Annotated in this window: 21 protein-coding genes; 5 read left to right on the top strand and 16 right to left on the bottom strand. The window is 37.1% G+C overall.

Going from position 1 to position 21,231, the window contains the following annotated elements:
• Nucleotides 1-19: 19 nt before the first annotated feature.
• Both CDA10_RS10225 and CDA10_RS10230 read left to right on the top strand, forming a co-directional pair.
• Entirely contained in the window at nt 20-1,450 is a 1,431-nt protein-coding gene (locus CDA10_RS10225) for a pyridoxal phosphate-dependent aminotransferase (protein ID WP_089605507.1), read from the top strand.
• Nucleotides 1,451-2,032: 582 nt separating this feature from the next.
• The gene (locus CDA10_RS10230) at nt 2,033-3,091 is read left to right on the top strand and encodes an asparaginase (protein WP_089605508.1); all 1,059 of its coding nucleotides are present in this window, start codon (nt 2,033-2,035) and stop codon (nt 3,089-3,091) included.
• An 83-nt stretch (nt 3,092-3,174) separates the two neighbouring features.
• Here CDA10_RS10230 and CDA10_RS10235 read toward each other — a convergent pair whose 3' ends face one another.
• Together CDA10_RS10235 and tsaD are read right to left on the bottom strand one after the other, a co-directional pair.
• Nucleotides 3,175-4,527: an esterase-like activity of phytase family protein gene (locus CDA10_RS10235; RefSeq protein ID WP_167374963.1), complete on the bottom strand. Its 1,353-nt coding sequence runs from the start codon at nt 4,525-4,527 to the stop codon at nt 3,175-3,177.
• A 325-nt stretch (nt 4,528-4,852) separates the two neighbouring features.
• A complete protein-coding gene (tsaD, locus tag CDA10_RS10240; protein WP_089605509.1) occupies nt 4,853-5,863 on the bottom strand; it encodes a tRNA (adenosine(37)-N6)-threonylcarbamoyltransferase complex transferase subunit TsaD in 1,011 nt (336 codons plus the stop codon).
• 146 nt (nt 5,864-6,009) lie between these two features.
• Here tsaD and rpsU point away from each other — a divergent pair, with 146 nt between their 5' ends.
• Together rpsU and CDA10_RS10250 are read left to right on the top strand one after the other, a co-directional pair.
• Nucleotides 6,010-6,225: a 30S ribosomal protein S21 gene (gene rpsU, locus CDA10_RS10245; protein WP_001136722.1), complete on the top strand. Its 216-nt coding sequence runs from the start codon at nt 6,010-6,012 to the stop codon at nt 6,223-6,225.
• Nucleotides 6,226-6,263: 38 nt separating this feature from the next.
• Nucleotides 6,264-6,710, top strand: coding sequence for a GatB/YqeY domain-containing protein (locus tag CDA10_RS10250; RefSeq protein ID WP_089605510.1), 447 nt, complete (start codon nt 6,264-6,266; stop codon nt 6,708-6,710).
• 228 nt (nt 6,711-6,938) lie between these two features.
• On the opposite strand, the gene CDA10_RS10255 is transcribed toward CDA10_RS10250, so the two are convergent.
• The 14 genes from CDA10_RS10255 to CDA10_RS10320 all read right to left on the bottom strand — a co-directional run bounded on the left by CDA10_RS10255 (nt 6,939) and on the right by CDA10_RS10320 (nt 20,542).
• Nucleotides 6,939-7,352: a GNAT family N-acetyltransferase gene (locus tag CDA10_RS10255; protein WP_228704619.1), complete on the bottom strand. Its 414-nt coding sequence runs from the start codon at nt 7,350-7,352 to the stop codon at nt 6,939-6,941.
• A gap of 102 nt (nt 7,353-7,454) precedes the next feature.
• Nucleotides 7,455-7,814: a hypothetical protein gene (locus tag CDA10_RS10260; protein WP_089605511.1), complete on the bottom strand. Its 360-nt coding sequence runs from the start codon at nt 7,812-7,814 to the stop codon at nt 7,455-7,457.
• A gap of 104 nt (nt 7,815-7,918) precedes the next feature.
• On the bottom strand, nt 7,919-9,364 hold the full coding sequence (locus CDA10_RS10265; RefSeq protein WP_089605512.1) for a M48 family metallopeptidase: 1,446 nt from the start codon (nt 9,362-9,364) through the stop codon (nt 7,919-7,921).
• A gap of 99 nt (nt 9,365-9,463) precedes the next feature.
• The gene (locus CDA10_RS10270) at nt 9,464-10,429 is read right to left on the bottom strand and encodes a 2-hydroxyacid dehydrogenase (RefSeq protein ID WP_089605513.1); all 966 of its coding nucleotides are present in this window, start codon (nt 10,427-10,429) and stop codon (nt 9,464-9,466) included.
• A 53-nt stretch (nt 10,430-10,482) separates the two neighbouring features.
• Nucleotides 10,483-11,202: a hypothetical protein gene (locus CDA10_RS10275; RefSeq protein ID WP_089605514.1), complete on the bottom strand. Its 720-nt coding sequence runs from the start codon at nt 11,200-11,202 to the stop codon at nt 10,483-10,485.
• A gap of 115 nt (nt 11,203-11,317) precedes the next feature.
• Nucleotides 11,318-13,207, bottom strand: a complete 1,890-nt coding sequence (locus CDA10_RS10280) for a M48 family metalloprotease (RefSeq protein ID WP_089605515.1) — start codon at nt 13,205-13,207, stop codon at nt 11,318-11,320.
• Nucleotides 13,208-13,346: 139 nt separating this feature from the next.
• On the bottom strand, nt 13,347-14,891 hold the full coding sequence (gene purF / locus CDA10_RS10285; protein ID WP_089605516.1) for an amidophosphoribosyltransferase: 1,545 nt from the start codon (nt 14,889-14,891) through the stop codon (nt 13,347-13,349).
• A 24-nt stretch (nt 14,892-14,915) separates the two neighbouring features.
• Entirely contained in the window at nt 14,916-15,509 is a 594-nt protein-coding gene (locus tag CDA10_RS10290) for a CvpA family protein (RefSeq protein WP_089605517.1), read from the bottom strand.
• A 3-nt stretch (nt 15,510-15,512) separates the two neighbouring features.
• On the bottom strand, nt 15,513-16,517 hold the full coding sequence (locus tag CDA10_RS10295; protein WP_089605518.1) for a quinone-dependent dihydroorotate dehydrogenase: 1,005 nt from the start codon (nt 16,515-16,517) through the stop codon (nt 15,513-15,515).
• 90 nt (nt 16,518-16,607) lie between these two features.
• A complete protein-coding gene (locus CDA10_RS10300; protein WP_089605519.1) occupies nt 16,608-17,087 on the bottom strand; it encodes a type II secretion system protein GspM in 480 nt (159 codons plus the stop codon).
• Nucleotides 17,087-18,229 carry a type II secretion system protein GspL gene (gene gspL, locus CDA10_RS10305; RefSeq protein ID WP_089605520.1) on the bottom strand — a complete coding sequence of 381 codons (1,143 nt, stop codon included), beginning with the start codon at nt 18,227-18,229 and terminating at the stop codon, nt 17,087-17,089. Before gspL ends, CDA10_RS10300 begins: the two co-directional genes overlap by 1 nt.
• A gap of 38 nt (nt 18,230-18,267) precedes the next feature.
• Complete coding sequence (locus CDA10_RS10310) at nt 18,268-18,723, bottom strand: SixA phosphatase family protein (protein WP_089605521.1); 456 nt, start codon at nt 18,721-18,723, stop codon at nt 18,268-18,270.
• Between the two features lie 93 nt (nt 18,724-18,816).
• Entirely contained in the window at nt 18,817-19,890 is a 1,074-nt protein-coding gene (locus CDA10_RS10315; protein WP_089605522.1) for an NAD(P)H-dependent glycerol-3-phosphate dehydrogenase, read from the bottom strand.
• 76 nt (nt 19,891-19,966) lie between these two features.
• Nucleotides 19,967-20,542, bottom strand: a complete 576-nt coding sequence (locus tag CDA10_RS10320; RefSeq protein WP_089605523.1) for a nitroreductase family protein — start codon at nt 20,540-20,542, stop codon at nt 19,967-19,969.
• Between the two features lie 237 nt (nt 20,543-20,779).
• On the opposite strand from CDA10_RS10320, the gene CDA10_RS10325 reads away from it, so the two are divergent.
• Nucleotides 20,780-21,160: a putative periplasmic lipoprotein gene (locus CDA10_RS10325; protein WP_089605524.1), complete on the top strand. Its 381-nt coding sequence runs from the start codon at nt 20,780-20,782 to the stop codon at nt 21,158-21,160.
• The last annotated feature ends 71 nt before the right edge of the window (nt 21,161-21,231 follow it).

A 21,231-nucleotide genomic window follows, 5' to 3' on the forward strand; every position in this document is an offset into this window, starting at 1 on the left:
TCTTGCTCAGGATTAAAAAATGTCGCAAAAAAAGAGCGTTATTTTTAAACATCTACTGCCTGTGATTAAACAATATCAACAGGTAGGATTTACGCATGAAAAAATTGTTGCTTTACTCAGAGATGAACATGATCTCGACCTTGTAACAACTGAAACATTTAAAAGTTATTTATACCGTTATGCAAAAGTGACCTCCACTCTTTCCGAGAACATCAAAATGCCGAACACTCACCAAACCCCACGCGAAATAAAAAAATCGTCTAAGCTCGAGCATGTTTGCTACGACATACGTGGACCTGTGTTACGAGCGGCCAATGAGATGGAAGAAGCCGGTCATAAAATTATTAAATTAAATATTGGTAACCCTGCCCCTTTTGGTTTTGAAGCACCACAAGAAATTATCAATGATGTGGCGCTGAATTTACCCAATGCAGTGGGTTATACAGATTCTAAGGGGATTTTCCCTGCTCGTAAGGCAATTTGTCAGTATTATCAACAAAAAGGCATTTTAGATATGCACGTAAATGACGTGTATATCGGTAATGGTGTCTCTGAACTGATTGTCATGGCAATGCAAGGCTTGCTGGACGATGGCGATGAAATGCTTGTTCCGATGCCTGATTATCCATTATGGACGGCTGCGGTAAATCTTTCAGGCGGTACTGCAGTTCACTATAAATGTGATGAAGAAAATGCTTGGTATCCCGATATTGTAGATATGGAAAGCAAAATCACGCCCAATACACGTGGTGTTGTGATTATCAATCCAAACAACCCAACAGGTTCTGTTTATCCACGCCATGTACTTGAGCAAATTGTTGCTTTAGCGAAAAAATATGACCTAATTTTATTTGCCGATGAAATCTACGATAAAATTATTTATGACGGTATAGAGCATGTCTCTGTAGCAGCTTTGGCGGGCGACCAGTTATGTGTTTCTTTCAATGGTTTGTCTAAAGCCTATCGCATTGCTGGATATCGTTCAGGTTGGATGGCGATCACGGGTGATAAATCACGTGCTGCGGATTATATTGAAGGTTTAGACATGCTCGCTTCAATGCGTTTGTGTGCAAATCATCAAGCACAGTATGCGATTCAAACAGCTCTCGGTGGTTATCAATCTATTAATGATTTAATCCGTCCGGGTGGTCGCTTATACGAACAGCGTAATATTGCATGGGAAATGTTGAATGACATTCCCGGTGTTTCATGCGTAAAACCTGAAGGTGCAATGTACTGCTTCCCCAAACTTGATCCTGAAATTTATCCAATTGAAGATGATGAAAAATTCATGTTGGATTTCTTAAAAGCGGAGAAAGTTTTACTTGTTCAAGGAACTGGTTTTAACTGGCCAACACCTGATCATTTCCGTGTGGTGTTCTTGCCTGCTGAAAATGAATTACGTGAAGCAATGAACCGTTTAAGTCGCTTCTTGGCAAAAATTCGTTAATGGCTTAATCCACTTTCAAATGAATAATGTATAAAGATCGAGAAAGGCATTCAATTGGTTGGATGCCTTTTTTCTGTAAAATGACTTATAAATCATGGGAAAATAATATTTTTTTCGCCCATGCAAATTACAACTTATTGATATGAGTATTTTAAATTGAGCACTTTTATTTTATAACTTTAGAAAATAACCTACCCATAAATTCATTCACATCTTCACGTTATTTTAAAATAGACTTTTTGCGTAAGGTGCGTAGTGATGAACATTTATTTATAATGGAAACTCCCTCTCCTTTAAAAGAGTGAGCTTTATTACATGCAAGAGAGAGAAGGAATTTTCAATATTAATTTTCGATCATTTTTTGTTTTTTGCAAGATATCTAATAATCAATGCTTTTAAATACCAATACCGCTTATATAACGCACAATTAAAAATTACGGAAACCACGACGTTATAAATTTGAATGATTAATAAAAAAATTACATTTTCAAATCGGTATAGGCAAATAAATACACTTTATATTAAGTTAAAAGTGGAACAAAAATTGCTGGAACAGCAATAGATTTCTTTTAAGGATGATTTATGAAAAAAACATTTACGGCTCTTGCCCTTTCTATCGGTTTAATCTTACCTATTTCATCATTTGCTAAGAGCAATGTCGTTGTGGTTGCAACTGGCGGAACGATTGCAGGCGCTGGTGCAAGTTCAACCAATAGTGCAACGTATACAGCAGCTAAGGTTCCAGTAGATGCACTACTCAATGCTGTGCCTCAAATTCAAAACCTTGCGAATGTGACAGGTGTACAGGCTTTACAAGTTGCATCTGAAAGTATTACAGATAAAGAGTTGCTGACGATTGCTCGCAAAGTCAATGAGCTGGTTAAAAAGCCTGATGTTAATGGTGTAGTGATCACCCACGGAACAGATACTTTAGAAGAAACGGCGTATTTCCTCAGTTTAACTATTCATACAGATAAACCAATTGTTGTTGTCGGTTCGATGCGTCCACCTTCAGCACTTTCTGCTGATGGCCCTTTGAATTTGTATAGTGCTGTTGCCTTAGCGGCTTCAGACAGTGCAAAAGGCAAAGGGGTTTTTGTGCTGATGAATGATGATATTTTTGCAGCACGAGATGTTACCAAAACCATCAATATTCATACGGATGCTTTTGTAAGCCAATGGGGCCCTTTAGGAACTCTGGTTGAAGGTAAACCCTATTGGTTCAGAAATGTCGCTAAACGTTTCAACAATAACTCTGAGTTTAATATCGAGAATATTCAAGGTGATGCATTACCTTTGGTTCAAATTGTGTATGGTTCAGGCAATATGCTTCCAGATGCTTATTTAGCATATGCAAAAGCTGGTGCTAAAGCGATTATCAATGCTGGAACAGGTAATGGTTCAGTTGCAAATTACATCGTGCCAACATTGAATGAGTTGCAACAACAAGGTGTACAAATCATTCGTTCTTCACGGGTTCCTCAAGGTTTTGTATTGCGTAATGCAGAACAACCTGATGACAAATATGGTTGGGTGGTTGCACATGATTTAAATCCACAAAAAGCTAAACTTTTAACAGCTTTAGCACTGACCAAAACCAAAGATGCAAAAGAAATTCAGCGTATTTTCTGGGAATACTAAATTTTAATTTATAAATTTTTTATTGATTAAAAATACAAAAAACCGTTCATTTGTATGAACGGTTTTTTAATTCAGCAGAAAAACTATTCGATAGGTCTTAAATCTAAACGATCAATAATATAAAGCATATTTGCATCAATTCTATTTTTTTCTTTATCTAAATACTTCTGTTCTAACACACCATCCGTTTCGGAAAATGCATAATCATCATCATTTAAAACCGCTAAATGTTGATTATCAATGACCCATAAACCTTCAACTTTATCATGCGGATACTTTAATCGCTCAACCAAATCTACAACCAATGTTTTAGCGACAGGATAAATATGATATTGCGCAAGCCCTTCCCATCCTTTTTCTAAGACATATTGTTCTAAGGTTTGCCCTTCTATTAACAACCCTAAATACTCATCTTGTTTTAATTGTTCAGTTTCTTGCACAGATTCAAGTTCAGTCGCTTGCTTTAAATCAATTTTATAAACACGTTTGAAAGCTTGTGTATTATCTTTATAGAAATCATCATCACGTTCTGAGACTAAAAAGCTGTTGTTATTGAGCGCCACTATCGCGGTATTGGAGTGCACTGTTGTGTTGGCTTCTTGGCGATAAAGATATTGCGAAACTGCTTGAGTTTCAAGATTAATCATCACAATTCTAGTCAAATCTGAATTCACTACAGATTTATCAGGATTACTCATCGTAGATTGCATAATGCCTAACAAATACTTCTGATCTGGCGTGACGGTTAAACCTTCCATCCCCCTGTTTTGACGTCGATTGGCATATTCTAAAGGCAATAAATAACCAGATTTGCGACGACTATCTTGTGCATAAGCATTAATTCGATCTATTTCGATACCTTCAGCATTAAAATGCACAATATGTGGGCCGTATTCATCGCTGACCCAAAAAGTACCATCTTTTAATGCAACCAGACCTTCTGAGTCTAAGCCAAATTCATCCGTTCCATTTTCCAAAATTTGGCCATTCTGATCATAAGCAATTTCTTTGGTTGCCCCAAAATGTTGATTAGGTAAGCCCGTAATGGTTTTACCCGTCGGATCTTTAAGTAGAATTTCTTTTATTTTGTGAATACTGCCATCTGTCTGTAACTCAAATAAACCAATCTTAGGGGTATAGCTTGGATCTAAAAATATTTTTCCATGATCACCATTCACATCATAAGTTGTATTTGGCCCACGATCTGTCAATGCATAAAATTGATGTTTTTCAGTTGGGTGTGCTGCTATTTCTGAACCAAAACCACCACAATGAATTTCAATAAAATGACCTTGTTTCGCACCATCTGGAATATTGTGAATATTTAAAATATCGTAAGGTAGTTGAACGCCTTGAGAGAACTTTTTATATAAATTGTCGGCTGGATAATTTTCAATTTCTTGCTGACCCATTTGATCGAATTCTGAATTTTTCATTGTTTACTCTAATTTAATTTTAATCTTTTTTATCATATATAAATCTCACAACAACCACACTTATACATTTGTGAATACTTCTATAAAAAAAAGAGGCTTTCGCCTCTTTTAATAAAATTTTTTAATAGATATCTTGAAAAGTCAAAAATGATCGAAAATTCCTTCTCCCTCTGGGAGAAGGTTAGGATGAGGGAGATTTATCATATAAATCCTCACCTTCTTACGCGTAATAACGCTTATCCTTTAAAATGAAAGAGAACTTCCAATATAAATATATGTTCAGCACAACTCGCCCTTATGCAAGAAACCAATCAAAAGTTCAAAATTATTCAGGCTTGGTCAATTCTGTCATTGGCCAACGTGGTGTAGTCGTTACAGATAAACCATCATTTTGCCCTGCTTTTAAACGTTGATAACCTGCAAATGCGATCATTGCACCATTATCAGTACACAAAGCAGGTTCTGCATAATAAACAGTACCTTTAATTTTTACTAAATCCGCTTCCAAACGTTCACGTAAACGTTTATTGGCACTGACACCACCTGCGATGACCAAACGTCTTAAACCTGTTTGTTTTAAGGCTTTGATAGATTTTTTAACCAAGGTATCAACCAAGGCTTCTTGGAAAGATGCCGCAATATCTGCATCACGTTGTTCTTCACCTAGTTTTTTTAACTGTACAGAAACTGCTGTTTTTAATCCGCTAAATGAAAAGTCTAAGCCTTGATGCAACATGGGACGAGGAAATTCAAAAGCCTCTTTATCACCTTGATCTGCCAATTTTGAAATATTTGGCCCACCTGGGTACGGTAGTTTCAGCATTTTAGCGACTTTATCAAAAGCTTCACCCGCCGCATCATCAATCGATTCACCGAGAATTTCATACTCGCCAATGCTATGTGCCGCCATCAATTGTGTATGACCACCTGATACTAACAAAGCAACAAACGGAAATTCAGGTGGATTTTCTGATAAAAGTGGCGCAAGCATATGGCCTTCCATATGATGCACGCCAATCGCAGGTTTATCGAGTGCAAAAGCCAAAGTACGACCAAATAAAGCACCCGTCATGAGTGCTCCCATTAGACCTGGGCCTCGTGTATAAGCAATCGCATCAATTTCAGATTTTTTCACATCACTTTGTTCAAGCAATTGATTAATCAATGGAATCAGTTTACGAACATGATCACGTGAAGCCAATTCAGGTACAACACCACCATACTCGGCATGTAGTTTTATTTGACTATAAAGCACCTGTCCTCTTAAGCCGACTTCACTATCATAGAGCGCTAATCCTGTTTCATCACATGAAGTTTCTAAGCCAAGAACGATCATTAAACTGCCTTTTACACATTTCAAAATATTGCTAATACCATTATAGACTTGTGGTATGAGATGTAAATGAGTAAAATACTGCACTTCACTTGTGATCTTGGGTAATTCGACCCGAGATCTTATCCATAACTTAATGAGGATTCTTCATGCCACAAGTTAAATTGAAAGAAGGCGAACCAGTTGACGTAGCTATCCGTCGTTTCAAACGTTCATGCGAAAAAGCTGGTGTTTTAGCAGACGTTCGTAAACGCGAATTCTATGAGAAACCAACTCAAGAACGTAAACGTAAAAAAGCTGCTGCTGTTAAACGCTACCAAAAGAAATTGGCACGCGAATCAGTACGTACAACTCGCCTTTACTAAGATTAATTTGTGATTGATTGACTAACTGGACCATATAAATGACTACTTTAAAAGACCAAATAACTGAAGTTTTAAAAGCAACAATGCGTGCGAAAGAAATGAGTAAGTTAACGGTCATTCGTAGTCTACAGGCAGCAATCAAGCAAATCGAAGTCGATGAGCGCATTGAGCTTGACGATAGTCGGGTTCTTGCGGTCATTGAAAAGCAAATCAAACAACGTAAAGAATCGATTAAAGCCTTTGAAGGTGCTAATCGACAAGACTTAGCTAGTAAGGAACAAGCCGAGGTTGAGATTTTATCTCAATTTCTACCAGCAGCTATGACTGAGGAAGAACTTGATTCAATCATTGCGCAAACGATTACTGCGCAAGAAGCTACTAGCATGAAAGATATGGGTAAGGTGATGAATTCTCTACGTCCGATCATAGCCGGACGTGCCGATCCTGCACAAGTTTCTGCAAAAATCAAAGCAAAACTTGGCTAATCCCACTATTGTAAAGTCTGTTTTTTTGTTTGGTTTGGTCTATTTAATTTCTTATTAAAAACTATTTTGCAATGAAATGGTTTGATTGAATATTAAATAGCCCAAAATCATTAAATATCTTCTACTTTTTTCTTTTCAAATTGATATCTACAAATGTCTCGTAAAACTCCATTCACTGGATTTGTTACAGATTGATATTCTATTTCTAATAATTCAAAATTTACTCGTTCACACAATATACGTGCTGCTATTTGCAACATCTACATACGCTTTTAATTCACGAAAAGATCCTCTTGTGAATAATGTATTCACAAATAACAAAAGCGCCTGTCGCATATAACCTTGCCTTTGATAACGAGCATTCCCCCAAAGGCCTATTGAAGCTTTATTTTCATCCCAATAAATACAATGAATATCCACAATACCTAAAAATGCATGACTTCTTTTTGAGCGAATAACAAATACAAAATTTTCTTTATTGAGTAATACTATCAATCGAGAACAACAAAAAGCCTGTGAAGCTTCTAGATTTGGCGCTTCCAAAGCCCACGGCAAACTGGCAGGAAATCTACGCAAATCATTTAAACTTTCTTTTATTCCTATATAAATATCTACTGCGTCAGATTCTTGGACAATATTCAAAACGATCTGATCATTTTCAATTTAAAACTGTGTTAAATCCATATCCTTACGCATTTATAGATTTTGCCTGATGAATAAAAAAATGCTGACTACCCGTTTTGTTTAATGTAAGTCACACTGAATATTATATTTTTTTAAAATTTGCATCTCAGGTGAAACCATCACTTTGTCAATAATATTTTGTTTGGTTACTGACATGAGCGAAGGTGGCAAATCTGCACGATTTGCATCTGTCGTTTTATACATATCATCTACATATTTTTGAATCATCCCACAAAATTGTGACTGCTGTTGTGGGCTAAATTGATTTAGTTGAGGATCTAAACTACGTAAAAAAAACTTCATATCCGCATTGTATTGGTTTGAAATTTTTTCGACATCACGTACATAACGTTCTGATACGCTTGCCATAATTTGACTCGAAGATAAAACCAACAATATTGTCACAAAGATTTTTTTCATTTTCAATCAATTACATTCAACAAATATTCGAGATAAATTCTAACTTTTTAATTTAAAAATAAACAGTTAAATTTGTTTAATTGGTCGGTATTCAAGACTTTCATTTATATTTTAAATTTTTGCTCATCTTGCATTACCTTTAAACGCGCCTCTATTTTAGCACTCATTGCATTATTCTCTTTCGCCAAACGCTGAGCATGCAATAAAGTCTTAATAGCATTCTCCTCATCTCCACTCCAATATTGAACCTCTGATCGATTACGTAATACATTTACCGTTCGCATTGGATTAGCTTTATCTAAATTGGCGGCTTGCTGCAACAACTGCCACCCACTGATATCTCGATTATTGTTGTTAATAAAGCGATTCACCAATTGCTCTGCTTCTTTAGACTTATTTTGCCGAATATACACTTCAGCCAATTTATAGCTGAGCGCACGATTTTCGGGGGTAATTCTTTGTTTGGATACAATCACTTGATATGCATCATTTATTTTATTTTGACCTAAATAAATATCAGTTTGAATCAAAGTGACCAAAGCATGTTCCGAATTGATCTTTTTGGCTAAATTTAGCTGGATTTGGGCATTTTGATAATCTCCTCTTATGCTCTGATATTTAGCTAAGGCTAATAAACCCTCCATATTCTTTTGACTAGCTAGCGAGTATAATTGTTCTTCCGTCGCTTGAGATGAAACCACCGCTAAATACCATTTAATAATTTCAAAATCTTGCTGACTATTACTATAGGGGATTCGAGGATATTGACTAGCTCGCAACTTAGTTTCACTCATACGTTCAGCGGTTAACGGATGTGTAGACCAAAAATCAGGGAAAAATCCGATAGGTCGATAACGCTGTTGAAGATTTTCAAAAAATTCTGGCATTCCTTCAGGATTATATCCAGCTGAATACAGATATTGCATGCCAATTCGATCTGCCTCTCTCTCCTGACTTCGGCTATAATGCAATTCATTGTCAATAGCCAAGGCCTGAGCACCATACATTAATGCTGTTCCTGCCTCCACATTAGCCTTTGAGGCCAATACTGCACCTGCAACAAGACCAAGCAAAGATAATAAGCTTTGACCATTTATTGCTTCATTACCACGAGAAAAGTGTCTTTGAGTAACATGTGCTATTTCATGCCCCATTACACTCGCAACTTGATCCATATTTTTAGCAGAAATTACCAATCCAGCATTTAACGCAAAAACTCCGCCAACTTGCGCAAAGGCATTAATATCAGGATCTCTTATTATCACCAACCCAATGGGTTCACCTAATTGCGTTTGGCTAACAAGGCGATTGAATATTATAAAAAATTGATCTTCAAGCCATACATCATTAATTAATGGATATTTAAATCTAATTTTACGTAAAACTTTTTCTCCTACAATCAACTCTAATTGCTTATTAATTATACCGACACCACTTCCAATTTCAGGCACTTCTGTTTGTTGTGAAGTGCTCAAACTAAAGGAAAAGTCATCAGCTAAGCCTAACGAACTGCTTAGACAAAGGCATAGGCTCAGTAAAGTCTTCTTCAAAGGAATGCTCAATCATGGCTAACATATCAAATATAACATTGAATTTAGAACAAATTTGCAATGAAGTGTTATCTTGTTTTAACCAAAATTCATCCTGAATTAAAAATCCGAATTAACTAAATATCTTGGTGTACGGTCTTCCAAAGCATCTACTAAATTTTGATAAGCCAATTCAGCCATTTTCTTTCTCGTTTCAGTAGTTGCTGAACCAATATGCGGTAAAGTCACGACATTATCCAATTGAAATAATGGAGATTCTTGTAATGGCTCTCGCTGATAAACATCTAAGCCTGCTGCGAAAATTTGCTTTTGTTGCAAAGCTTCAATCAAAGCCTGCTCATCGACCACTGAACCACGTGCAATATTAATAAATACTGCATGTTTTTGCATGAGCGCAAATTCTTTTGCACCCATCAAAGCTTGAGAATCATGATTTAAATCTACAGCAACAACAACAAAATCAGACTGTTGCAACAATTCTTCTAAGCTTTTATATTGCGCATTTAGTGGTTGCGCTGTTTCTAATTTTTCACGGCGATTATGGTAAATAATATTCATATTAAAACCATGAAAACCACGTCGAGCGATCGCTACACCAATATTTCCTAAACCAATAATGCCTAATGTTTTACCAAAAACATCCTGACCAAACTGAGCACTTCCAACAGTACGCTTCCACTCACCTTGCTTCGTCCATTGATCTAAATAAGGTACTGTTCTTGCAGCACTCATTAACAATGTAAATGCTAAATCCGCTGTCGATTCTGTTAACACATGAGGTGTATTAGATAACCAAATTTTTTTCTGATTTAAATATTTCAGGTCGTAATTGTCATAACCAACACTGACAGAAGAAATTATTTTAAGTTTTTGTGCAGGCTCAAGATTTGATTCATTTAATAAACGTCCAGCGCCAATCATTGCATCTGCATCGACGACTTCTTGGCGAATTTGTTCATTAATATCACCAGCTTTCGGATTCAACACCACCACTTGATAACGGGATTCTAAACGTGCTTGAATTTCTTGATCAAATTGACTAAATACAATAACTTTTTTGCTCATATCCCTTCTCTATTGCTTTTAAAACACTAACTTTTTAATAGCGTCTTAAATCCCTAATTCACTCTATTCTGCATAAATTGCCATAAGCGACGTTTTAAAACGGGCTGATCAATCATCTCTTGCAAACTTGCCAATTGAATAATATCTGCGACTTGTACATGCGGAAGTTGTCCAAGGCTAATCACTTGGCGTTCATTTTTCAAAGCATCAATAAAACCTTGAATATAAATATTTGCGCCTTTTCCATCTTGCAGCTGTAAAATTGGAAATGGCCACTTCAATTCATAATATTGCCCAACAATGGCATGCTGAATATTTAACCAAAGTTTAAGTTGATCCGCTGTGAGTTGAGTGCAATTCACTAAAATCACACAACTTACAATACAAAATGCTTGTATTTCAAATGAATCTAATTGAACCGAAGGCTCTGTTTGAAAATCAATTTTCTTAGAAATTTGTGCAGTAGTGGAAGTCTCATTTTGTTGTGCGACTTGAATATTATTCTTTAATAAAGAAACTTCTGCCTGCGGGCTTATATTTGCCTTTTCAACATTCGTTACATGTGTTTCTGCACGTTGTTGAATAGTTTGATTTTCTTGAGATAAATTCTGAGCTAAATCAAATTGAATAACACTCGTTTGCTCCAACGAAGCAATATCGCGATATAGATTATTTTGGTATAGACGTGTTTGCACATCAGACCGTGGAATCCACTGATCGATTCCCATTGCAGCCATTAAACTGCGCTGATGTTCTTGCAAATTCACACTCATTACGGATTCAATACTATTTATTCCAATGACTATTTTAACGCTCTTTTCATGCTTTTGTTGAGCTTCTCACAAGAAAATAGTCAAATACTGTAAATTTATTCATCAAGTAAATAAATCACATAATCATGACACTATTTTTCTTATGCATTTGATCAACGATTTCCGCAGTCGCAAAACCCAACCGCCAGTACAATAATTCTAAAACATCCAATTCATCTTGGGTGATAATACGGTCATTCCACAGACAAATTTCAGCCACACCTAAAATACTTAAACGATCACGCAATAAAAGTCCTGCAATGTCATTCAAAATTTCACCTAAATCTATTGGTTCGTCAGAAATTTCTTCAAACAGCTCAAGTTCAGCCTTAGATAATACACGCTCTAAAATTTGATAACGTACTTCAAGCTGATTGGCACTGTTGATTTGCTGAACATGTAACAATGCATCAATTAAACGTACAATTTGTGGTTTCACTGTTTCTAATGATGAAGGTGTATGCATCGGAAGCAATTGTAGCTCTGATTTCACCCGTTCAATCAACAATGCATCAAGCAATCCAATTTCACCATCTTCTTGAATAATCTTGGCAAGCTTCGTAACAAATTGTCTAGCACTGGTTGCAGGCATATTACCTAGATTTTCACATGCATCATGAAAAATCTGAATGTGGAATCGACCATCTATATTTAACAGTGAATCGACAATTGCACGACTCACTTCTGCATTGGATGGAATATATTCACGAAATTGACGAATCATTAGAATCGCCACCATCACTTCTCTGGAACCCGCCGCGGTTTGCATCGCTCTTTGGATTAGATCTGGGCGTTCAACTTGTCGACGTACTTCGGAGTTTAACGGTTTGATCGCATCATTTAATGCAAAGCTAATCGGAGACAATCTCAAGAGTGGCAAAGGTTGTGGAGAAACCCATGGATTATAAGCCTCACCACTAGATTCTTCCAAAGGTCGCAATAAACTAAATAATGGCTGATTACGTAACTTCTTTAAATTTTCTAGCTGTAAATCTTGTAATAAAGTTGGATTAAGCTCATAGATTCGATCTTCAATACTCGGATGAATATTCAACCAACTTTGTGGGCTTAATGAATTGGCGAAACACATATGCGCGATCGCTTCCGAATATTCACTGTGAATCTGTGAACCCGCATGATGCACATAAATACGTAATAAAGTTTGCACATTGGCATTATTTAACAATAATTTCTTAGTTTTATAATCATTATAAAAAGTACGCCCACCAAGGATAAAATATTTAGTCAAACGATTGACCAAAATTCCCATGCTTCCGATTAACCAAATGACCCCGCCAACAGCGACAAAACTGGTTTCAAATTTGTGTTGTGTACGATTGGAATAACGATTGTAACCTTGTTTTGCAATCTTACTTCCCAACTGACTAAATGTGGTTAAGCCGCTATATAAAATTTTCAACCGTGTATTTTCTTTCGCCTCACCTGACAAAATTTGATTAAACTCATGCCCCAATAGTCCGTAGAGTTCTAATTCATCTAAATTTTGTAATGCACCCCAAGTCAAAATAATGACCGTATCACGAGGATGAAAACCTGCTGTGAGCGCATTCACACCCACCTCATCTGGTAATACATAAAGTGTTGGCGGTTCAATTTCAAAAGTTTTAGCCAGTTTATTTGCTAATTTTAATGCCACACTTTCTTCTGGTGTACTTTCTATTTGGCTTAAACGACGAGCTCTTAATTGTTTTGCCAAAGAGTGTCCGCCCGAACGGAACACATAAAATTCATAGGCAATTGACCAGCCAATAACAACCAATAACATACCCACCCAATAAGGGCTAAGTGTATGCCAGAAAATAGATTGCTCAGGCTTAACATAATGAACCAATAAACCAAGAACCGTATTGAGTATAAAAATCGCCAAAATGACCGCAAGCAAACAGATGCTAGCAGTCCATAACATGTTTTTATTTTTAATCAAATAATGATTGACATCTTTCAATGTAAATTTCCTCATTACATTGCTAAACAATCATAAATGAAAAAAGTAGGAAATACCTACTTTTTTCAATGTACTTTTTTATTCAGACGACTTAAAGCATGCATCAGACACACTTTAAGTTCAACACTGAATCAAGCGCTTACATTTCTTCTTTGATACCACTTAAATCAACAGATGCCGCATCGATGTTGACATCAATATAACCATCTTTTTCTTTTTTCGCAGTATCGCTACGACTTTGTTCAAGATCTGTTAAATATTGCTCATCAATATCACCCGTCACATAAATACCGTCAAACACAGAACAATCAAAATCTTGTACTTCAGGTATTTTCTTGGTGCGTACAGCAGCGATTAAATCATCCAAATCTTGGAAAATTAAACGGTCTGCACCAATAATCTCTTGAATTTCTTCAACATTACGATGTGATGCAATCAGCTCAGCTTTCGCTGGCATATCGATACCATAAACGTTTGGATATTTCACCATAGGCGCTGCGGATGCAAAATATACTTTCTTTGCACCTGCATCTCGTGCCATCTGAATGATTTCATTACACGTTGTACCACGTACAATAGAATCATCGACCAGTAAAACATTCTTACCTTTAAATTCTAACTCTACAGGGTTTAACTTCTGACGCACTGATTTTTTACGTTGTTGTTGACCTGGCATAATGAAGGTACGACCGATATAACGGTTCTTCATAAAGCCTTCACGGAATTTTACGCCGAGAATATTTGCCAACTCTAGCGCTGAAGTACGACTAGTATCTGGAATTGGAATAACAACATCAATATCATGCTGTTCGCCCCATTCACGAAGGATTTTATGTGCCAAAGTTTCGCCCATTTTCAAACGTGCTTTGTACACAGATATCCCATCAATCGTTGCATCTGGACGTGCAAAATAAACATATTCAAAAATACATGGACGATAACGTGGGTTCTCAGCACATTGCTGTGCAAAGAAATTACCATCTGCATCAATGAAAATTGCTTCACCTGGTGCAATATCACGCTCAACTTTAAAACCTAAGGCAGTGATTGCCACCGATTCAGAAGCGATAACGTATTCTTTCTCACCATTTTCAGTTAAACGTGAACCATAAATCAGTGGACGGATACCATTAGGGTCGCGGAAGCCAACTAAACCATGCCCCGTAATCATAGCAACCACACCATAAGCACCTTTACAGCGTTCATGTACACGTTTTACAGTATGGAAAATATCTTCTGGTGTCGGTTTTAATGACGCTGATTTTTGCAGCTCATGTGCAAAAACATTCAACAATACTTCTGAGTCTGAATCGGTATTCATATGACGTAAGTCAGTTTTGAATAGATCATCATGAATATCAACAGCATTGGTCAAATTACCGTTATGTGCCAATGTAATCCCATAAGGAGAGTTTACATAAAACGGTTGTGCCTCAGCACTACTTGAAGAGCCTGCGGTAGGATAACGCACATGGCCAATACCATAATTACCCAATAAAGCACGCATATGACGAGTATGAAATACATCACGCACCATACCATTATCTTTTCTTAAAAATAACCGCCCATTATGGCAAGTTACGATCCCAGCTGCATCCTGCCCACGATGCTGTAACATCGTTAAAGCATCAAATAACATTTGGTTCACAGGTGCTTTACCGGCTATACCAACAACTCCACACATAACTACCTCGCAGACCAGCTAGGACTAATAAAACGGATTTTTGGTTGAATGAGCTGCTTCTTCATCTTTTTTCAAATTTGATGATGAGTCAGCATCACTCACAGAAGCGTCATTTGGGCGATCTTCTGAATGTATATGATGTAATGCTTCATTGGCTGCATCTTTTGAAATTTCAGATGCTAAAGGCGCAAATGGCAATAAACTTTGAATAACTTTAGATTGTTTCCACGTTGGAGAGCTTTCAACCCAAGGACCAATTCCTTGCATCGTTATGAGGACGATAAACAAACCTTTCAAGGTGCCTAACGCACTTCCTGCTAAACGGTTGACTGGGGCAAGTTTCAACGTTTTTAAAATTGAGTTAAGTAATGCGGTTACAACCCATGTTAGAACAATAATCACCAAGACAATAAATGCAAATGCTGCAATTTTTTGCACCACAGGATCTTGACTGAGTGCAGACATGGAAGGCGCGATGATATTTGCATATTTTGCACCAACAATTAGTGCAAATATCCATCCTATCAAGTTCGCAAAGGCTTTAACGAATCCTTGTCGCAAACCGTTTAGCCCTCCAATGAGCAATATAATCAGTAAGATAATGTCTAAGGTGTTCATGTTTTATGTCATAGCATTTACACAATCTTGAATTAAAGTAGGACCTGTATAGATCATACCACTATAAATCTGAACTAAAGTTGCACCCGCTTGTTGTTTTGCAACAGCATGTTCACCCGCTAAAATCCCACCAACACCAATCAATGGCACTTCACCTTTCAATTGTTTTGAGAACTCAGCCAAACATGCTGTACTTTTTTCAAAGACTGGCGCACCAGATAAACCGCCTGCTTCTTCACCAAAGGCTAAACCTTCAACACCTTCACGAGACAAGGTTGTATTGGTGACAATAAGACCATCTATTTTAAACTGTATTAATTGCGATGCAATAAATTGAATGTCTGACTGCTCAAGATCAGGCGCAACCTTTAACACCAAAGGCACATAATGCTGATGTTCTTCGGCAAGTTCGAGTTGGCGTTTCTTTAATGTTTCGAGCAATTCTGTTAGCGCATGACCACTTTGCAGTGAGCGTAAGTTTTTCGTATTTGGTGAAGAGATATTGACAGTAATATAAGAAGCGTAATTATATACTTTTTCTAAGCAGATTAAATAATCAGAAACCGCATCATCAACGTCTGTTGACGCATTTTTTCCGATATTGATGCCAAGAATACCTTTAAATTTAGATGCTTTAACATTCTCAACCAGTTGATCTACACCATCATTATTAAAACCCATACGGTTAATAATGGCTTTTGCTTGAGGAATACGGAAAAGTCTAGGCTTAGGATTACCCTCTTGTGGCTTTGGTGTAATGGTGCCGATTTCAATAAAACCAAAGCCCAATGCAGCTAAGGCATCGATATACGCACCATTTTTATCCAAACCTGCTGCCAAACCAACAGGATTTGGAAACTCGATCCCCATACAGGTGACAGGTTTTGCAATCACAGGATGGCGTATCACGCCCATTTTATGGGCAGATTTAAGCATGGATAATGTGAGTTCATGTGCACGCTCTGGTGCTAAAGAAAATAACAAAGGGCGAGCAAGTGAATACAACATATCTACAAAAGTCTACTGCTTTTTAAGTTGCCACATTATAGGCACAGTAGCTTGAAAAGGCTATGCTTGAAGCAGGTTTATTTTCACTGCTTATTGTACTGTCGCCGTTAATTTAATCTGAGCACCTTCTTTGAGTAATTCTAGTTTTTCAACACTGACGCCCATTTGCGTAAGTTGTGTTAAAAAATTGGCTAAAACCGCATAATTCTGATGTTGAGCTACGATTTGTAACTGCTCACCAAGCTGTTGCGATGCAACAGAAAGCCCCTGTTGCTGTGCGACTCTTTGTATTTTGTCCGATGTGGTCAGCGTCAAATCATCTGTAGGCTTCATGGTGACGACATTACTCTGCATCCACACCACGAGTTCTTTCATATCATTTAATCGAACTTGTTGTTTCTCTGCAGCTTTATGCATAAACCATAAAGCAGAGCCGACAGCAGCAATGATGACAAAAACCGTCGTGAAAATCACCATTACTTTTTCACGCACTGACATTTTATCTAAATGATCAGAAATTTTCTCAGACCATGCATCTAAGCGATTTTGTACATTTTCCATTGTTTTCATTATTGTATTTTCACCAAACCGACAACACCTGAACCTTGGGTTTGTATATTACCCAACTCTGCTTTAAAGCCCTGTTCATTCAGTTGCTTGACTAAAACTTGTAGGCCATCCGAAGATTTTGCAAGCAAATCCATATTTAAGATCGCATTATCATAATTCACACGATTTGCAATGATTTGATGCTGCATCAAAATTGGACCAACACGACTCAGCAATTGTAAAACTTCAGTGTTTGCAGCCTGACTCAATGCTAATTTATTTTTAAACTGACGCTCAACAGATTCTTCTGTGATTCGTTGTTCATTTGGAAACCATTTTTTATATTGATCAACTGCAATCAATGCTGTTTGATCGGCTACCTTTTTTAACTTAAACCAACGTAATGCATCATAACTCAGTTGCGTCACAATCAAAGCAACCAATACGATCGCACAAGCTTGCCAGTAACGTGAAACACCCACACTTTCCGACTTAGCTTTAGGAAGCACATTATAAGGGTGTAGTTTTGGTTTTTTTATTTCAACAAACTGATAATCAAATGCTTCACGGCGATCAGTTGTTGCTACAGCAAATAGACTAATCGCTTGCTCATTGGTTAATTCACTGTATTTATAGGTCTTATTTTGATCAGCAAAATCAAGATACAAACCTAAATCATCAATTGAATTACCTAAAAATTCATTTTCGCGAACCAATAACTGACCATTGATATTAGCTACAACACTTTGCCCAACTTCTGGTATAGGCAAAATTAAAAAATCGGGCAATAACGAAACAATTTTGACTGGAATCAACGACAGTGCATGCTGCATCGTCGTAACAGCATATTGGTTAATTCCAAGCACTGAAACTTGATCAGGCTGTTGAAAGTGTGAAAAAACCTTCATTTGGTCAATCGGTAAAATTACATATTCTTCAAGTAAATATTTAATACCATCTACACCCAACTGTTTATATTGAGTTTTATTAAATTTCTGCTGAAGAATTTGCACTTCACGACTTGGAAAAAAAACAACCGCTTCCTCGCCTTGGTAAAGCTTAATATCTTGAATTAATTGTTCCAGACTCGAAGATTTAGTCCAATCATCCCCTCTAGACCACTGCCAAACCCCATTGGCTTCAGGCATCCATAAGTACAACATCTATCGTATTCTGCCGTTCATTTATTTTGTTTATGCTTTTATACAGTTGGAATAAAGGCTTTGGTTTGCGTTGAAAGCCCATGAGCAATCACGCTTTGTTCATATAATCGTGCTTCTGCCAAAGCAAAAGGATGAAAATGTTCGTGTGTTAATTGCTCTGCAATATGCGCAACAACATTCATATGACACACCACCACAATACTTTCAAATGGTAATTGTGACAACCACTCAATCGCAAGTTTCGCATCATCTTCAGGTTTTATTTTGTCACAGATCAGTACAGGAACATTTGGAAAATATTTTTGTGCATGTGCCAAAGTTTCTTGTGCTCTCAACAACGTACTTACGACAAACACATCAGGCTGAACATTATTCTTCACAAATTCAGCTGTTTGCTGTGCTTGTAAATGTCCTCGTTCCGTCAAAGGGCGTTTACTGTCCACACCATTGATTGGTGGCGCTGCTTCACCATGACGCACTAAGGTCAGTTGCATAAGATTTCCCTATTTTATATTGCACTGATTATAACGATGCTTTATGACAAATCCACCGTTATCATTCAGAATACTATCTACTTTTTATACAATTCACACTTCATTGTGCGGTAGTACAAATTCAACATCGCTACGATGCCCATTCTTCATTAAAGATACTGCGATATTTAAAGGTGGAGCACCCTCAAAAATCACCTCATACAATGCAGTTGTGATTGGCATATACACATCAAGTTCTTTTGCACGAGCATTCACCTGCACAATGGTATTGATCCCTTCTGCGGTCTGTCCAAGTTCAGTCGTTGCTTGTTCCAATGTTTTCCCAGAACCCAAAGCAAAACCCACTTGATAATTACGACTCAGCGGGCTGCTACAAGTGGCAAACAAATCGCCCACTCCAGACAACCCCAAGAAAGTCAACGGATTTGCTCCAAGCTTAACCGCAAAACGACTCATTTCAGCCAAAGCACGCGTTAAAATCATACTTTTAGTATTTTCACCGACTTTATAAGCTGCTGCCATCCCCATTGCAACAGCATAAATATTTTTCAATGCCCCACCCAACTCAACACCATGTACGTCATCACTTGCAAAAACACGGAATAACGCACTATGTAAAGCCTGCTGAACTGCATAACGAACTAATTCAGATTCACTTGCAATCACTGTTCCTGCGGGTTGCCCTGCCACAATTTCTTTGGCTAGATTTGGCCCAGAAAGTACACCATAAGGTACTTCTGGTAATTCTTCATGAATAATATCACTCATAAAGCTAAACGTTTTCGCCTCGATTCCTTTGGTCAAAGAAATCACAGCTTGAGCGGTAATAAACGGTTTAATTTGGCGTAAAACATCTCTAAATGAATGACTCGGGATCGCTACAAAAATAATATCACGGTCACAAACTGCTTTTTCTAAATTAGATTCAGCACGCAAGCCTGTTTCTAGTTGAAAATCAGGTAAATAACGTTTATTGACATGCGTTGTATTGATTTCAGCAGCAATCGCTTCATCACGAATCCAAATCATGGTGTCGCAGCCATTACGTACAGCTGTATTTGCCATTGCTGTCCCGAAACTACCACCACCTAGGACAGTCACTCTTAACGCTGTTTTTTGATCAACTGCGATAGGTTCAACTAAATCTTTAAATTGTAAATCTGACATTATTGTTATCCCAAGGATTCAATTTTTTAAAAATAGCTTTTTAAAATATTACTTTCGACGTATAGAGCGTGCTTATTTATACACGCCAAAACTCAACATACTGCTTTATATCAATTTCAGAACGTGGTGCTATTTCTTTAGCTGCCGTACCGACATAAATAATCCCAGAAATTAGATCTCGTTCAGCCAGTCCAAATGCTGATTTTAATAATTTAGATTCCACCACAGCCCCACTACGCCACATGGTTGAAAAACCTTGAGCCTGTAGTGACAGTAAAAAATTTTCAATTGCAGCACCAGAACTTAAAGTTTGTTCAAAAAACGGAACTTTCGGATGATCTTGGAATTTAGTGACTGCAAGCACCAATAAAGGTGCTCGGAAAGGATGGTTTTTAACACGATCAATTTGTGCAGCATCTAATTCACCCAAATCTGCAACAGCATTTGTCAAAAGCTCACCAAAAGCGACTCGTTGCTCACCTTCAATCACAAAAAATTGTGTTGGTTTAAGCCGATGATGATCAGGTGCAGCTAAAGCCGCCTCAAATGCAATATTGAGTTGCTCATGTGTAGGTGCAGGTTCAATTAATTGTCCAATCGATTGACGTTGATGGATATTGTCATGCACTGCTTTAAAGTTCGAATCTGACATTGACCTTTCTATTACCCATTCAAGTGAATTCAGCTCCAAGATTAGCATAATCTAAAATCATTGCGCTATCTCAGTCTAGGCTGACTTATCCCAGTCAGCTGTTTTTTCACAGTGAAACAATATAAAAACGCAAATTTTATACAGGATTTTCAATATTTAGCAGAATGTATATGTTCCAATGTTTACCAGTTTCACGATTTTTAAATCACTTTTTTAATATTGAATTTGGGAATGAATATGAAAAAATTAACAGCAATTCTAGCCTTATCTACAACAGCATTGTTTTTAACGGCTTGCGCCTCAAATCCAACACAAACTTTAGCAATTCAAAAAGCAGATAATCAATATGAAGTGACAGGTTTGGGTAAAACTCAAATTATTGCTAAAAATAACGCGATTGTAGCTGCCAATAAAACCTGTGGCAAAAAAGCAACACCTGTTGTAAACAATGAAAAAACAGAATATAACGGTGCCTTAAAAGGTGTTGTTGATGAAGAAACTGGGAAAATGATTACTGCGGCAGCAGGTGTATTAGGCTCAGTGATGGGTAAAAGTAACGGTATCGAGAAAGATACCGACTACCAAACGACACTTACATTCAGTTGCAAAGCGAATTAATTCCACGACTTTTTATGAAAAGCAAAATCCCCTTTTTAAAGGGGATTTTTTTAAACCATTTTGATCATATA

This window comes from Acinetobacter piscicola, assembly GCF_002233755.1.
Classification (GTDB): Bacteria; Pseudomonadota; Gammaproteobacteria; order Pseudomonadales; family Moraxellaceae; genus Acinetobacter; species Acinetobacter piscicola.